Annotated in this window: 10 protein-coding genes; all 10 read left to right on the forward strand. The window is 68.3% G+C overall.

The features are described 5' to 3' along the window. Positions 1-572: 572 nt before the first annotated feature. The 10 genes from AC3A57_RS21795 to oleC all read left to right on the forward strand — a co-directional run bounded on the left by AC3A57_RS21795 (position 573) and on the right by oleC (position 15,368). Complete coding sequence (locus AC3A57_RS21795; RefSeq protein WP_487580812.1) at positions 573-818, forward strand: hypothetical protein; 246 nt, start codon at positions 573-575, stop codon at positions 816-818. Positions 819-1,112: 294 nt separating this feature from the next. Continuing rightward, positions 1,113-1,742 (forward strand): biofilm formation regulator BacA, encoded by a 630-nt coding sequence (gene bacA / locus AC3A57_RS21800; RefSeq protein ID WP_487580813.1) that lies wholly within the window; start codon positions 1,113-1,115, stop codon positions 1,740-1,742. Position 1,743: 1 nt separating this feature from the next. Beyond that, complete coding sequence (locus AC3A57_RS21805; RefSeq protein WP_487580814.1) at positions 1,744-2,457, forward strand: PspA/IM30 family protein; 714 nt, start codon at positions 1,744-1,746, stop codon at positions 2,455-2,457. A 58-nt stretch (positions 2,458-2,515) separates the two neighbouring features. Next, a complete protein-coding gene (locus AC3A57_RS21810) occupies positions 2,516-3,199 on the forward strand; it encodes a hypothetical protein (RefSeq protein WP_487580815.1) in 684 nt (227 codons plus the stop codon). 187 nt (positions 3,200-3,386) lie between these two features. Continuing rightward, positions 3,387-5,429, forward strand: a complete 2,043-nt coding sequence (locus AC3A57_RS21815; RefSeq protein WP_487580816.1) for a hypothetical protein — start codon at positions 3,387-3,389, stop codon at positions 5,427-5,429. A gap of 92 nt (positions 5,430-5,521) precedes the next feature. After that, the gene (locus AC3A57_RS21820; protein WP_487580817.1) at positions 5,522-10,870 is read left to right on the forward strand and encodes a DNA repair ATPase; all 5,349 of its coding nucleotides are present in this window, start codon (positions 5,522-5,524) and stop codon (positions 10,868-10,870) included. Between the two features lie 9 nt (positions 10,871-10,879). After that, positions 10,880-11,611 carry a phospholipase D-like domain-containing protein gene (locus AC3A57_RS21825; protein ID WP_487580818.1) on the forward strand — a complete coding sequence of 244 codons (732 nt, stop codon included), beginning with the start codon at positions 10,880-10,882 and terminating at the stop codon, positions 11,609-11,611. A gap of 45 nt (positions 11,612-11,656) precedes the next feature. Then, a complete protein-coding gene (locus AC3A57_RS21830; protein ID WP_487580819.1) occupies positions 11,657-12,550 on the forward strand; it encodes an OST-HTH/LOTUS domain-containing protein in 894 nt (297 codons plus the stop codon). A gap of 240 nt (positions 12,551-12,790) precedes the next feature. Then, positions 12,791-13,693 (forward strand): alpha/beta fold hydrolase, encoded by a 903-nt coding sequence (locus AC3A57_RS21835; protein WP_487580820.1) that lies wholly within the window; start codon positions 12,791-12,793, stop codon positions 13,691-13,693. 4 nt (positions 13,694-13,697) lie between these two features. After that, complete coding sequence (oleC, locus tag AC3A57_RS21840) at positions 13,698-15,368, forward strand: olefin beta-lactone synthetase (RefSeq protein WP_487580821.1); 1,671 nt, start codon at positions 13,698-13,700, stop codon at positions 15,366-15,368. Positions 15,369-15,737 lie beyond the last annotated feature (369 nt).

Below are 15,737 nucleotides of genomic sequence, written 5' to 3' on the forward strand. Positions count from 1 at the left end.
GGGATGCCAGAGCTGGCCGACAAGGTGATTCGGGACGTGTTCAAGCCGTTTGATGCACTTGTACGTTGACAGTGCAGGGTTCGGATTCGGGACTCGGGACTCGGAATTCGGAATTCGGAATTCGGATTCGGGATTCGGGATTCGGGATTCGGATTCGGATTCGGGTTCGGGTGGCGCATTGCTCCTCGGGGTAGGAGCGGCGCGAGCCGCGACCGCGGGCTGCGCAGAGAAGGCAGCGCCGATGCCGTCGATCAAGGCCGGGCTCTGTCGCGCCGCTTCTGTAGGAGCGGCGTAAGCCGCGACCCGCGCAGCGATAGACGCAAGCGTGCTCACCGAAGCCCGGATGCCCCGCCAACGCCACGCGGCGCGACCAGCTGCGGACGGACGTGGGGTATTTCGGCTGTCGCGGCTTATGGCCGAGGGAAATCCCTGTGGGACGTCGCGCCTGTATGGGCGCACGCTGCTGCGCGCCATCGGACCGTCGCGCTCGCTTGCTATAGTCGATGCCGTCACGCGCCGAATTCGAACCCGGTCGCGTCCAGGATTTCAGCCACCGCAACGGAGTTGCCCGCATGACCCAGCCCAAGAGCCATCTCGCGATCGCGCTCGCCTCGATCCCCGCCTTCCTCGACAACGGCCGGCTCGACGCCGCCGAATTGCAGAACCTGCTCGACCTCGCCCTGCGCGACCAGGCCGTCGACGACGACGAGAAGCGCGTGCTCGGCAACATCTTCAAGCAGGCCGAACTCGGCGAACTCGATGCCGAGGTCAGGCTGCGCATCGACCTGGCCCGTCGCCAGCACGGCATCCCGGCCTGAGCGATCGTCGTCCGGCGCCTTCGCCGCCGGGCGGGACGGCAGACTGCGTCCAGCGTCGGTCGGGCAGGGACGCGGGGGCAAGCCGTCCTGGCCCGATGGGCAGGGCGGCAGACGCTTCCGGCTTGATCCCTCCGTCCCTTTTCGCCGCCCCGCGCCCAAGCCGTCCGCCCGGACGAAGCCAAGCCATTGATTCGGAAGCTATCGCAGGCGCCCGGCCTGGACCGTCTGCCGTTTGTCGTCGTATCACATGTCATACCTTGCGCGACTCACATGTGATGTCGTACTGTGATCGCCATGGAACAACGCCGCTCCTCCGCCTACTACCAGCGCCGGCATCGCGAACGCCTGCGCGAGAAGGGCTTGGTCAAGAAAGAGCTGTGGGTGCTGCCGGAGTTCGCCGACGAGCTGCTGGCGGTGGAAAAGCGGATGCGGCAACCGCGCGGCGCGATGCCGCGGGCACGGGGGGATAACACGATGAGCGATGGCAAGGTCTGGACCGCGCGCGGCCTGTACGAAGCCCTGATCCAGACCGAAGAATTCGTCTACGGCGACTCGCAGATCGAACTGATCGACGGCGCCGAAGCCAGCCTGCACCTGGTCATGGCCGAATACGGCGACCTGCCTTTGTTCGTGGCCGTGGTCGGCGAACAGGTGGTGGTCGAGGCCTTGCTGTGGCCGGTGGCGCACGTGCGCGATCCGGCCGCCTTCAACGAAGAAGTGTTGCGCACCCACAAGGTGTTCTTCCCGCTGTCGACCATCGGCATCGAGACCCTGGCCGACGGCGAAGCGGTGTACATGATGTTCGGTTCGTTGAGCGCGACCTCGTCGCTGTCCAACGTGCTGTACGAGATCGAGACTCTGGCCGACAACGTGATCAAGGCCACCGAGGCCTACGAACCGCAGCTGCTGCTGGAGGCGGCCTGACATGCCCAAGTCCGACGGCAGCGAAGGGATCTGGAACAAGTTGCTGACCTCGTTGCGCGGCGGCGCGCACGAGCTCGGCGAAGCGCTGGCCGACAGCCAGGCGCTGCGCATCCTCGACCAGGAAATCCGCGACTGCGATCTGGAACTGCGCCAGTCGCGCGAGTCGCTGGCGCAGCTGATGGCGCGGCACAAGCTGGCCGAGCGCGAGCTGAGCGAGTCGGCCGACAAAGTCGGCGAGTACGAAGGCTATGCGCTCAAGGCGCTGCAGGCCGGCGACCAGCCGCTGGCGCTGGAAGTGGCCGACAAGGTGGTGCAGCTGGAAGCGCACCGGCGCGAGCAGGACGGCCAGGTCGCCCAGCTCGCCGCCGCGGCGGCCGAACTGCGCAAGGCCATCGCCATGGCCGAAAGCAATATCCGCCGGCTCAAACAGCAGCTGGACACGGTCAAGGCCACCGAAAGCATGCAGCGCGCGCAGGCCGCGGTCGCGCAGCGCTACGCCGGCCCGCAGAGCCGGCTGCAGACCGCGGTCGATTCGCTGGCGCGGATCAAGCGCAAGCAGGCCGAACGCGGCGCGCGCATGGAGGCCGCGGCCGAGCTGGCGCGCCAGGACGGCGGCGACGCGCTGGAACGCAAGCTGCGCGAAGCCGGGATCCTGCGCGACGAGGCCGGCGCGGAGGCGGTGCTGCAACGCTTGCGACAGAAGCTGCCGGGCTGACCGGCGACATGCCGCGCCGCGCGCGGCGGGCGGGTAAGCCTGGGGAAGGGGAGGGACGATGGGCGAGTTTCTGACCACGATATTTTCGTTGCCGACGGCGTTCTACACCGTGCTGCTCGGCGTGGTGATCGGCTACTGGCTGCTGTCGGCGTTGGGCCTGGTCGGCGGCGAGATGATCGACGGCTGGATCGGCGGCGACGGCCACGGTCACGGCGGCCACGGCCTGGGCGACCATACCCTCGCCGACGGCGCCCATCACCACCAGCAAGGCCTGTTCGACCCGCTGATGCGCCTGGGCCTGGGCGGCATCCCGGTCACCGTGGTGCTGAGCGTGCTGATCGGCGTGTCCTGGGCCCTGACCTACCTGGCCGACGTGTATCTGCTGCGGCATCTGCCCGGCGTGGCGGCGCAGATCGTCGGCGGCGTAGCCGCGATCCTGGTCGCCTTCGCCCTGGCGATTCCGGTCTCGGCGCTGGCGCTGCGTCCGCTGCGCCGGTTGCTGCGCAAGATGCAGCCCGGCCCGGCGCGGCCGATCCTGGGCCAGGTCGCGGTGGTGCGCAGCCCGGTCAACGCCGTCACCGGCACCGCCAGCATGGAAGACGGCGGCGCCGGCCTGATCCTGCAGATCCGCGACGACGACCCGGCGCGCTTCCGGCGCGGCGACCGGGTGGTGCTGATCGAATACCTCGAAGGCCAGAACGCGTACCGCGTGGTCAGCGAGGACGAATTCCGCGGCGCCTGAGGCCGCGAAGCGGTCCGTCAGAGCGCGTCCGTGCGATGTCGGAGCCGTAGCGGACGTCGCGACAGCGCCCGAATCCAGTCGTTCGAATCCAGTTTTCTGAATCCAGTCGTTCGAATCCGGTTCTTGAAACCAGTGATTCGAAGCTGGTTGTTCCAATCCGGGTTGGTCGAGTCATAGGGAGATGCAAATGGGTACTGCAATCATGGTGCTGACGCTGATCGGCGTGTCGCTGCTGATCCTGTTCGTCATGCTGTTGATGTTCAAAGCCTTCTACATCAAGGTGCCGCAGGGCACGGCCTTGATCGTCAACGACATGTCGTCCACGCCGAAGGTGCATTTCACCGGCGCTCTGGTCTATCCGGTGATCTACAAGAAGGAGTTCATGCAGATCTCCCTGATCACCCTGGAAGTCGACCGCCGGGCCAAGGACGGGCTGATCTGCCGCGACAACATGCGCGCCGACATCACCGTCGCGTTCTACCTGCGGGTCAACGAGACCCAGCAGGACGTGCTCAAGGTGGCCAAGGCCATCGGCGTCGACCGGGCTTCCGACCGCGCCGCGGTCAACGAGCTGTTCAACGCCAAGTTCTCCGAAGCGCTGAAGACGGTCGGCAAGCAGATCGAATTCGTCAAGCTGTTCGAGAACCGGCAGGAGTTCCGCGACCGGATCATCGAGGTGATCGGCAACGACCTCAACGGCTACGTGCTCGAAGACGTCGCGATCGACTACCTCGAGCAGACCCCGAAGGCGTCGCTGGATCCGAACAACATCCTCGACGCCGAAGGCATCCGCAAGATCACCGAGCTGACCGCGGCGCAGAACGTGATCACCAACGAGCTCGAGCGCAACGAGCAGCTGGCGATCACCAAGAAGAACGTCGAGACCCGCGAGGCCATGCTGGCCCTGGAGCGCCAGCAGGCCGACGCCGAGGCGCGGCAGAAGCGCGAGATCGAGACCATCCAGGCGCGCGAGCAGGCCGAGACCGCCAAGGTGCGCGAGGAAGAGCGGCTGAAGGCCGAGCAGGCCCGGATCGCCGCGCAGGAGCAGATCGACATCCGCGAGCAGAACCGCCTGCGCGAGGTCGAAGTCGCGCAGCAGAACCGCCAGCGCGCGGTGGTGATCGAGGTCGAGAAGGTCACCCGGGCCAAGGACCTGGAGATCGTCGCCCGCGAGCGCGAGGTCGAGCTGAACCGGATCGACAAGGAAAAGGCGCTGGAAGAGCAGCGCAAGGACATCGCCAACGTGATCCGCGAGCGGATCGCGGTCGAGAAGACCGTGGCCCAGGAAGAGGAGCGGATCAAGGAAGTGCGCCAGGTCTCCGAGGCCGACCGGGCCAAGCAGGTCACCGTGCTCGCCGCCCAGGCCGCGGCCGAGCAGGAGCTGGTGCGCCAGGTCAAGCAGGCCGAGGCCGACGAGGTCGCGTCCAAGCACAAGGCCGCCCAGATGACCGTGCTGGCCCAGGCCGAACTGGAAGCGGCCGGCAAGAGCGCCGAAGCCAAGAAGAAGCTGGCCGAGGGCGTCGAGGCCGAGCGCGCGGCGCCGGGTCTGGCCGATGCGCGGGTGCGCGAAGTCGCCGCCGCGGCGGCCGAGAAGGAAGGCCTGGCGCAGGCGCGGGTGATCGCCGAGACCATGGCCGCCGAGGCCCGCGGCGAGCAGGACAAGGGCCTGGCCCAGGCGCGGGTGATCGAGGTGCAGGCCGAGGCCAAGCAGAAGCAGGGCCTGTCCGACGCCAAGGTGCTGGAAGAGAACCTGTTCGCGCAGGCGCGCGGCGAGGAACAGCTGGGCGCGGCCAAGGCCAAGGCGACCAAGGACCTGGGCTTGTCGGAGGCCGAGGTGCTGCTGCAGAAGTTCAAGGCCGAGGCCGAGGGCCTGGGGCAGAAGTTCGGCGCGCTGGATGCGCTCAGCGACCAGGCGCGCGCGCACGAAGAGTTCCGCATGCAGCTGGAAAAGAGCTTCGAGCAGGCCATCGCCGGGATCGAGGCCAACAAGGAAATCGCCAAGGAGCAGTCCGAGGTGCTGGCCGCCGCGCTCGGCAAGGCCAACATCGACATCGTCGGCGGCGAGGGCGCGTTCTTCGATTCCTTCGCCAAGGCCTTGTCGGTCGGCAAGGCGATCGAAGGCGTGGCCGGCAAGAGCCCGATCGTGCAGGACGTGCTGCAGCGTCTGTTGGCCAAGGCCGACGGCAAGGGCGACGGCAAGCTCGCCGGCGAAGCCGCGCTGGACTCCTGAGCGCCAGCCGGACCAGGGAACGCGCCGCCGCCCGGCGGCGCATCGGTGTGACGCCGGCCGCGCGCGGCCGGCCGGATCGTTAGGACGAACAGATGGCGGACACTCAAGCGGCCGCGGCAGCGGCCAAGGGCGAAGGCAACTCGGCGGTCGACCAGGCGGTCGCCCAGGGCGGCGCGTACGAGGTGCTGAGCAAGCGTCTGGCCGAACAGGGCCAGCGCCTGCGCGGCGTCGCCCAGGACTTGAACCGGCGCCGCCTGGACGAGTTCGGCAGCAGCCAGATGGAGGCGATCGGCCGCTTCCGCATCCGCACCGAGCACAACTGCGTCGCCCGCGACATCGTCCAGGTCGGCGACTGCCTGCTGTTCGGCTACAACGTGTTCATGGGGTTGAAGAAGGAGACCACGGTCGCCGACGTGTTCTGCCTGTACAAGCTGGTGCAGAGCGCGGAGGGTTACGACGTCACCCCGGTCGAGCTCAAGGGCAGCTTCCTCGGCAACGACAGCTTCGCCAACGACTTCCGCGAGCTCTACGCCTACTACAAGCACACCCGGCTGATCCAGCTGATCGTGCGCGACGGCAAGCTGCTGGCCGCGTTCCAGATCGGCGAGCGGATCACCGACCTGCGCGTGTTCCGCTGGTCGGTCTCGCCCGACGGCGAGGTGCGCTACATCGACAACCGCGGCGAGCGCGACATCGCCCTGCCGGCGCCGTACGACTTCGAGTGGATCCGCGCGACCCGCGAGCAGGCGGTCAACGGCCGCCACCCGCACCTGAACATCCTCGACAGCGTGTTCGTCGAGACCGTCAACGGCGACCTGACGATCAAGGTCGAGAACAACACCGAAGACGGCCAGGGCATTTACCGCGAGCCGGTCGCCGACAAGACCCAGTCGCTGGACGACGCCCAGGTCGACTACGCCCGGGTCGGCAGCCTGATCCTGCTCAAGATCCTGCCCTATCGCGAGGAGCAGTGGCGCTACCTGGTGTTCAACACCCTCAGCCGCAAGGTGGTGCGGCTGGACGAGATCGGCCTGGCCTGCATCCAGCTGCCGGAAGACCACGGCATCATCTTCCCGGGCGGCTACTACCTGCAGAACGGCGAACACAAGCGCTTCGAGCAGCCGATGCAGGGCATGCGCTACAAGCGCAACATCCGCTCGCCCAACGGCGAAGACGTGCTGTACCTGTTCTACGAGCCCGAGCAGGGCCGCACCGCGATGTTCACCTACAACCTGATCGAGCGGCGCCTGCAGACGCCGATCTTCGGTCATGGCTATGCGCGCCTGGAAGACGGGCGGATGGTGATCTTCGCCACCGAGAGCGACGAGCCGACCCGGGTCCACCCGATGCAGGTCTGGCAGACGCCGTACGCCAGCGACGAGTACGCGGCGCGGCAGCCGGCCGGCAACAGCTTCATGGGCAAGATCGGCAACGCCGAGCTGGTGCGCGGGGTGTCCGAGCTGGTCAGCCTGAGCCGAGAGATCGAGGCAGGCGAGGTGTCGGCGCAGCGCTACGGCCTGCTGGCGCAGAACACCCGCCGCCTGTTCGACGCCTATCACTGGCTGGCCGAGCCGGACTGCGGCGAGCTGGCGCCGCTGCTGCGCGAGATCGCCGCCACCGCCGAATCGGTGCTGGACGAGTACGAGAAAGTCGAGAGCATCCGCGCCCAGTCCGAGCGCGCGATGAGCGAGGCGCAGGCCCGGCAGAAGGCCTTGCTGGACAGCCTGCAGCCGGAGAACTGGGAGCAGGTTCAAGCCTTCGTCGACGCGCTCAACGGCCTGACCGCGCAGCGCGGCCACTTGCTGACCATCCGCGAGTACCGCTACATCGACGTGGCGGCGATCGACGCGATGGAGCAGGCCCTGGTCGCCGCGCACGAGCGCATCGGCGCGGCCACCGGCGCCTTCCTGGCCGGCGACAAGGCCCTGGCGCCGATGAGCGAGCGGCTCAAGACGCTCGACGCGCAGACGCAGGCCGCGACCACAGCGGCGCAGTTGGCCGAGCCGGCGGCGCAGATGCAGGCGATGTCGGCCGACCTGGACATGCTGTCGGGCCTGATGGCGACGCTCAAGGTCGAGGACGCCACCCAGCGCACCCGCGTGGTCGAGGCGATCTCGGAGATCTACGCCCGCCTCAACCAGGCCAAGGCGCGCGCCGACCAGCGCCGCAAGCAGCTCGGCTCGGCCGAATCGGTGGCTCAGTTCGGCGCGCAGTTCGGCCTGTTCGGGCAGAGCGTGGCCAGCGCCCTGGCCCTGGCCCAGGATCCGGAGAAGGCCGACGAGCAACTGTCGCGCTTGCTGGTCCAGTTGGAGGAACTGGAAAGCCAGTTCGGCGAGCACGAGAACTTCCTCGGCGACATCCTGGCCAAGCGCGAGGAGTTGCTGGAGACCTTCGAAGCGCACAAGCAGACCCTGCTCGACGACCGCCAGCGCAAGGCGCAGGCGGTGATGGACGCGGCCGCGCGCATCCTCGAAGGCCTGGGCCGGCGCACCGCGCGCTTCGCCGACGCCGACGAGCTCAACGCCTTCTTCGCCGGCGACGCGCTGATCCTCAAGCTGCGCGAGCTGGCCGAGCGCCTGCGCGCGCTCAAGGACAGCGTCAAGGCCGACGACGTCGAGGCCCGGCTCAAGGGCGCGCGCGACCAGGCGGTGCGCGCGCTGCGCGACCGCAGCGAGTTGTTCGAAGCCGGCGGCGACGTGATCAAGCTCGGCCCGCGCCACCGCTTCAGCGTCAACACCCAGGAACTGGACCTGACCCTGATGCCGCGCGGCGAGACGCTGCACCTGCACCTGACCGGCACCGATTTCTTCGAGCCGATCGCCGATGCCGAGCTGGACGCGGCGCGCGCCTACTGGGGCGTATCGCTGGATTCCGAATCGCCGCAGCTGTATCGCGGCGAGTACCTGGCCGGGCTGGCGATCGAGGCCGCCCAGGCCCAACGCGAGGGGCTCAGCCTGGACCTGCTGCGCCAGCAGCTGTCCCAGCCCGAGGCGCTGGCCAAGACCCTGCGCGACTTCGCCGCGCCGCGTTACCGCGAGGGCTACGAGAAGGGCATCCACGACCACGACGCGGCGTTGATTCTGCAGGCGCTGCTGCCGCTGCGCGACAGCGCCGGCCGGCTGGCCTGTGCGCCGGCGGCGCGCGCCTGGGCGATGCTGTTCTGGTCGCAGGCGGGCCGGGCGGAGGCGCCGCAGCAGTGGCCGCAGCGCGCCCGCACCGCCGCCGACGTCGAGCGTCTGTTCGGCGCCGGCGAAGCGCTGCAGGCGCTGCGCGAGGAGATCGCCTCGGCGCTGCAGGCCTATGCCGAAGCCCAGACCCTGGCCCTGGACCCGGCGCTGCACGCCAGCGCGGCCGAGTACCTGAGCCTGGAGCTGGCCGCCGAGCGGCCGCAGTTCGCGCTCAGCAAATACGCCCAGCAGCTGGCCGGCGCGCTGCGCGAGAAACTGGCCGCGGCGCGGATGTGGGACGGCTTCGCCGCCGCCCTGCAGGGCCTGGAGCAGCGCCTGGGCGCGCGCTGGGCGCTGGCGATGCATTGGCTGGAGGCCTTGGCGCGCACGCCGGAACTGGCGCCGCTGGCGCCGTACGCGGCCGAGGCGGCGGCGCTGCTGTTGCTCGACGAGCGTTTTCCCAAGCAGTTCACCGAACTCGACCTGGGCGCGACCGTGCAAGGTCTGCTCGGCGAGCATCCGCGCATCCGCGAGGGCCGCATGGCGCTGGCGATCGACGATTGGTCGGCGCGCCTGCGCGAGCACCGCCAGCGTTTCCTGCCCGGCTTCCAGCGCTATCACGCCCTGCGCCAGCAGGTGGTCGCGCGCGAACGCGCGGCGCTGCGCCTGGAAGAGTTCAAGCCGCGGCCGCTGAGCTCGTTCGTGCGCAACAAGCTGATCAACGACGTCTACCTGGGGGTGATCGGCGACAACCTGGCCAAGCAGATGGGCACGGTCGGCGAGAGCAAGCGCAGCGACCTGATGGGCCTGCTGATGATGATCTCGCCGCCGGGCTACGGCAAAACCACGTTGATGGAGTACGTGGCGCACCGGTTGGGACTGATCTTCATGAAGGTCAACGGCCCCGCGCTCGGCCACGAGGTGCGCTCGCTCGACCCGGCCCAGGCGCCGGACGCGACCTCGCGCCAGGAGCTGGAGAAGCTCAACCTGGCGCTGGAGATGGGCAACAACGTGATGCTGTACGTCGACGACATCCAGCACACCCATCCCGAGTTCCTGCAGAAGTTCATCTCGCTGTGCGACGGCACCCGCCGCATCGAAGGCGTCTGGAAGGGGCGCACCCGCACCTACGATATGCGCGGCAAGAAGTTCTGCGTGGTCATGGCCGGCAACCCGTACACCGAGTCCGGCGAGATGTTCAAGATTCCGGACATGCTGGCCAACCGCGCCGACATCTACAACCTCGGCGACGTGCTCGGCGGGATGGAGCAGGCCTTCCTGCTCAGCTACATCGAGAACAGCCTGACCAGCAACCCGGTGCTGGCGCCGCTGGCCACGCGCGAGATGGCCGACCTGTACCGCTTCGTCGCCAAGGCCGAGGGCGGCGCGTTCTCGGCCAACGAACTGAGCCATGCCTACAGCGGCGCGGAGATCAACGAGATCGTCGCCACCCTGGAGCGGCTGATCGCGGTGCGCGACGTGGTCTACAAGGTCAATCAGCAGTACATCGCCAGCGCCGCGCAGGCCGACAAGTACCGCACCGAGCCGCCGTTCAAGCTGCAGGGCAGCTACCGCAACATGAACAAACTGGCCGAAAAGATTTCGCCGGTGATGAACCCGGCCGAGCTGCAGCAGTTGATCGGCGATCATTATCTCGGCGAAGCGCAGCTGTTGACCTCGGGCGCGGAAGAGAACCTGCTCAAGCTCGGCGAGCTGCGCGGCGTGCTCGGCCAGGCCGAGGCCGAGCGTTGGACCCAGATCAAGCGCGACTTCCTGCGCAACAAGGCGATGGGCGCGGCCGACGACGATGTCGGCGGACGGGTGGTGGCGCAGCTGGCCGATCTGGTCGACAGCGTGCGCGGGCTGGATGCGGCGGCGCAGACCGCGGCCGCGCCGGCCGCAGGGCCCGAGCCGGCGCCCTGGCCGCAACTGCTGGCCGCGCTGGAACGGCTGGCCGTGGCGCAGGGCGAAGCGCGCGTGGCGCCGACGCCTGCGCCGGCCCAGGCGGCGCCGGCCGCCCAGCCCCTGGCCGAGCTGCTGCACGGTCTCGGCCCCTCGCTGCAACAGGCGCTGGACCCGCTGGTCGAGCGGCTGCAGGACAGCGGCGAGCGCCAGAGCCGGATCAACGAGGCCCTGGTCGAACTGTTCAAGCAGCTCGGCGAGCGCGAGATCCAGGACGCGCCGACCCGCGCGGCGATGACCGAACAGCAGCGCGAGCTGCAGCGCGCGCTCAACGAATTCGCCGACCGGCTCAACGGCCGCGTGCCGCGCTGAGGACGGACGATGGATTTCGCCCGACTCGACCAGACTCTGCGCGACAGCATCGCCGATGCCCAGCTCGACAACGAAGAGAAGTTCGAACTGCGCGAACTCGGCGCCGGCCTGGCCGCCGACCGGGTGCGCTACCTGCGCAACCGCGCCTTCGACATGTCGCGCGAGCTGATGCTGGCCGAACCGGCGCGCACGCTGGAGGCGCTGCGCTGGCTGGAGCAGGTGGTCAAGACCCTGGACGTGGTCGCGGCCGCGCCGGCGACCGTGTCCAGCGCCTACTTCGCCCCCGGCGACGCCTGCCTGCGCAAGCTGCGAGAGCTGTGCCGCGGCGCCAGGCGCAGCCTCGACATCTGCGTCTACACCATCTCCGACGACCGCCTGGCCGAAGAGATCGTCGCCTGCCACCGGCGCGGCATCGCGGTGCGGGTGCTCAGCGACAACGACAAGAAGTTCGACCAGGGCAGCGACGTGCTGCGCCTGCGCGAACTCGGCGTGCCGGTGCGGATCGACGACAGCCCGTTCCATATGCACCACAAGTTCGCCGTATTCGACGGCCGGGTGCTGGCCAACGGCAGCTTCAACTGGACCCGCAGCGCCACCGCCAGCAACGAGGAGAACCTGGTGGTGACCGACGACGCCAACCTGCTGCGCTGCTTCGCCGGGCAGTTCGAGACCCTGTGGCGCAAGTTCGCCCCCGAGGCGGCGCTTGGTGAAATGGCGATGTTCCCGCATTCCACCGTTTGAACATAGTGGTTAACCAGGAGCGAGACCCATGACTTCGGGGGTGGTATGAGCGAAGACCAAGGCCTTGCGTCTGCTCAACATGAAGTTCAGCTCCGGATAGGGCGTTGCTTGCTGGGATTGCAGCAATACGAAGTGCTGATGAAGTACCTCGTCGCCAGTCACCAGTTCGGTGGGGCCGTGATCGATCTTGTGCGCGATAGGGAGACAAGGATCCGGTCGGCGTCTACCAAGACGCTAGGGCAGCTCGTCGCTAAGCTCTTCGATTCATTCATCGTAGGTAGCGAGGAATCGCAAACGAACGACTCGAGCCACCTCGGTATCGACGATGTAGCAACGGTTGATTTTCGCGCTATTACGATACTACCGGACGAGGACGTCGCTCAGATGCGCGATGGTCTGAGAGAGCTGGTTCAAATACGCAACGAGCTGGTACACCATTTCGTCGAACGATTCGATCTGTGGTCGATCGAGGGCTGCGAGTGCGCGCTTGTGTATCTTAGGGATGCTTCTGATCGTACTCATAAGCACCATGAGCAACTACTCGGATGGGTGAGTCAAATCCGAAAAGCGCGCGCGCAGCTCGCGTCCTTTCTGGGATCCGAGGCGGCTACCGATTGGATAGTCAACGGGGTGGCCCCTGATGGAACAGTCTGTTGGCCGGCAGCGGGTATCGTCAGCGCCCTGGACGCGGCAAGCAGAGCGTTGGCGACCGAGGGGTGGACCTCGCTCGATGTGGCGACGGAGTGGATTGGGCAGCATCACCCCGAGCAACAGCCAGAGAAATACGGGTGCCGGAGCTGGCCGCAGGTGCTGCACCAGTCGAAGCGCTTCGAATTGCGTTACCGCCGAACCCCGGAAGGCCTGCGCGAGGCCTGGTTCAGGCCTAACGCGCGCGACGCCCGCTCGCCAGAAATGCATTTGAAGATACAAGTAAGTTAAGTGGCTGAAAATAAAGGCAGTTTGTGCTCGGTGAAGTTTGAGCACAGGTGGCGGATTTCAATGTCCGCCAAGGCGGTATGGATGGAGAAGAGGGAACCCGGCCATCGTCTGCGGGGCCGGCATACGCGCCGAGCGAGATGGCCGTGAAAGGGAAAATTCCCCATCCGCCCGCGGCAGCCGATAATGGCGGCCCTGTCCGCCCAGGCCCGCGCCCGCCGCGCGCCGTCCACGAGCCGCTCAATGACGTCCAGCCGCAGTTTCCCCGACTACCCGTTCCAGCCGCAGCGCTTCGAAGTCCGTCCCGGGATCGCGATGAGCTATCTCGACGAGGGCCCGCGCGACGGCGAGGTCGTGGTGATGCTGCACGGCAATCCCTCGTGGAGCTATTACTGGCGCAAGCTGGTGCTGGGCCTGCGCGACCGCTATCGCTGCATCGTCCCCGACCACGTCGGCATGGGCCTGTCGGACAAGCCCGACGACCAGCGCTACGAGTACACCCTGCAGTCGCGGGTCGACGACGTCGAGCGTCTGCTCCGGCACCTGGGCGTGACCGGGCCGATGAGTCTGGCGGTGCACGACTGGGGCGGCGGCATCGGCTTCGGCTGGGGGCTCAAGCACGGCGAGCAGATCAAGCGGCTGATCGTCACCAACACCGGCGCCTTCCCGCTGCCGGCGGCGAAGCCGCTGCCCAAGCGCCTGCGCCTGGGCCGCGATTCGGCCCTGGGCACCGGCCTGATCCGCGGCCTCAACGCTTTCGCCGGCGGCGCCGCGCGCCTGGGCGTGGCCACGCCGATGCCGGCCGAGGTCCGCCGCGCCTACCTGGCTCCGTACGATTCCTGGGCCAACCGCATCGCCACCTCGCGCTTCGTCCAGGACATCCCGCTCGGCGAGGGCGACAAGGCCTGGCCGCTGGTGCAGGCGATGGCGGCCAAGCTGCCGCAGTACGCCGACCGTCCGGCTTTCATCGGCTGGGGCTTGCGCGACTTCGTGTTCGATCACCATTTCCTCAAGGGCTTCACCGACGCTTGGCCGCAGGCGCAGGTGCATGCCTTCGAGGACGCCGGCCATTACGTGCTGGAAGACAAGGCGGCGCTGCTGGTGCCGGAAATGCGCGCCTTCCTCGACCGCCACCCGTTGAGCTGAGCCGATGGCCGCCGACGTCTCCGCCGCGCAGGGCGAACGCTGCAACATCGCTTCGGCCTTGCCGGCGCTGGCCGCGCAGTCGCCGGAACGCATCGCGATGCGTTGCCCCGGCACGCGCCGCGGCGACGGCCTGGCGGCGTACGACGTCGCCCTGAGCTATGGCGAGCTGGACCGGCGCAGCGACGCGATCGCCGCCGGCCTGGCCGCGCGCGGCATCGCCCGCGGTACCCGGACTGCGGTGATGGTGCGGCCGTCGCCGGAGTTCTTCCTGTTGATGTTCGCGCTGTTCAAGCTTGGCGCGGTGCCGGTGCTGATCGACCCGGGCATCGACAAGCGCGCGCTGCGCCAGTGCCTGGATGAGGCCGCGCCGGAGGCCTTCATCGGCATTCCGCTGGCGCATGTCGCCCGGGTAGTGCTGGGCTGGGCCAAGTCGGCGCGGATCCGCATCACCACCGGCCGCTACGCCTGGCTGGCCGACGACACCTTGGCGCGGATCGAACGCGCCGGCGCCGGCGCGGCTTCGCAGTTGGCCGATACCCGCGCCGACGAAGTCGCCGCGGTGGTGTTCACCAGCGGCTCGACCGGCGTGCCCAAGGGCGTGGTATTCCGGCACCGGCATTTCGTCGCCCAGATCGAAATGATGGGCGAGGCCTTCGGCCTGATGCCCGGCGGCGTCGATCTGCCGACCTTCCCGCCGTTCGCTCTGTTCGACCCGGCGCTGGGCCTGACCTCGATCATTCCCGACATGGACCCGACCCGGCCGGCGCAGGCCGACCCGGTCAAGCTGCTCGATGCGATCCAGCGTTTCGGCGTCGACCAGTTGTTCGGCTCGCCGGCGTTGATGGCGGTGCTGGCGCGCCACGGCCAGCCCCTGCCGGGAGTGAAGCGGGTGACTTCGGCCGGCGCGCCGGTGCCGCCGGACACGGTCGCCGCCTTGCGCGAGCTGTTGCCGCGCGATGCCCAGTTCTGGACCCCGTACGGGGCCACCGAATGCCTGCCGGTGGCGGTGATCGAAGGCCGCGAACTGCAATCCACCCGCGCCGCCACCGAGCGCGGCGCCGGCACCTGCGTCGGCCGGCCGGTGCCGCGCAACGAGGTGCGGATCATCCGCATCGACGACGCGCCGATCGCGCAATGGTCGGACGATTGGGTGCTGCCGGCCGGCGCGGTCGGCGAAATCACCGTCGCCGGGCCGACCGCGACCGACAGCTATTTCCGCCGCGACGCCGCGACCGCGCTGGCCAAGATCCGCGAAGTCCGCGACGGCGCCGAGCGCATCGTCCATCGCATGGGCGATGTCGGCTATCTCGACGAAGAAGGGCGGTTGTGGTTCTGCGGGCGCAAGACCCATCGGGTCGAGACCGCGCAGGGCCCGCTGTACACCGAGCAGGTCGAACCGGTGTTCAACACCCATCCCGAGGTGCGCCGCACCGCCCTGGTCGGCATCGGCGCGTTCGGCGCGCAGCAGCCGCTGCTGTGGGTGGAATTGCACGATCCGCGCACGCCTGCGGCCCAGCGCGAACGCATCGTCGAGGAACTGCGCGCGATCGGAGCGCAGTTCGCGCACACCGCCGGGATCGAACGGATCCGTTTCCATCCCGGCTTCCCGGTCGATATCCGCCACAACGCCAAGATCGGCCGCGAGAAGCTCGCCGTGCAGGCAGCGCAGGGCTGAGGGCGGGGCTGCGTCGAAACGACGCAGGGGCGGCGGCAAAAGCAAGGCAAATCCCCCGGCCTCTCCCTCAACAAAGGGGGGAGCCCGAAAGGGCGGCATCGACTTGTGGCGCTCCGGGTGGCTCGCGGCGCAGCGGCGCCGTGCTGTTGCCCCCTTTGACAAAGGGGGCGAACGGCCGCGCAGCGGACGTGGGGGATTTGCTGTTGCTGTTGCCGTTGCCACAACCACAACCACAACCACAACCACAACCACAACCGCAGCCGCAGCCGCACAGCGTCCACGCCGCCGCCGGGTGCCAAGCCCGCGCACGCGGCCTATCATGCGCAAGCCCTTCCGCAGCCGCGCTGCGCTTTCACGGAACGTTTCGAC

Source organism: Lysobacter sp. Soil_C_15 (assembly GCF_057657315.1).

Bases quoted from the DNA above. Each gene is read 5' to 3' on its own strand.
- oleC (WP_487580821.1), top strand. From the start codon at position 13,698: ATGGCCGCCGACGTCTCCGCCGCGCAGGGCGAACGCTGCAACATCGCT.
- AC3A57_RS21815 (WP_487580816.1), top strand. From the start codon at position 3,387: ATGGGTACTGCAATCATGGTGCTGACGCTGATCGGCGTGTCGCTGCTG.
- AC3A57_RS21825 (WP_487580818.1), top strand. From the start codon at position 10,880: ATGGATTTCGCCCGACTCGACCAGACTCTGCGCGACAGCATCGCCGAT.
- bacA (WP_487580813.1), top strand. From the start codon at position 1,113: ATGGAACAACGCCGCTCCTCCGCCTACTACCAGCGCCGGCATCGCGAA.
- AC3A57_RS21820 (WP_487580817.1), top strand. From the start codon at position 5,522: ATGGCGGACACTCAAGCGGCCGCGGCAGCGGCCAAGGGCGAAGGCAAC.
- AC3A57_RS21805 (WP_487580814.1), top strand. From the start codon at position 1,744: ATGCCCAAGTCCGACGGCAGCGAAGGGATCTGGAACAAGTTGCTGACC.
- AC3A57_RS21835 (WP_487580820.1), top strand. From the start codon at position 12,791: ATGACGTCCAGCCGCAGTTTCCCCGACTACCCGTTCCAGCCGCAGCGC.
- AC3A57_RS21830 (WP_487580819.1), top strand. From the start codon at position 11,657: ATGAGCGAAGACCAAGGCCTTGCGTCTGCTCAACATGAAGTTCAGCTC.
- AC3A57_RS21795 (WP_487580812.1), top strand. From the start codon at position 573: ATGACCCAGCCCAAGAGCCATCTCGCGATCGCGCTCGCCTCGATCCCC.
- AC3A57_RS21810 (WP_487580815.1), top strand. From the start codon at position 2,516: ATGGGCGAGTTTCTGACCACGATATTTTCGTTGCCGACGGCGTTCTAC.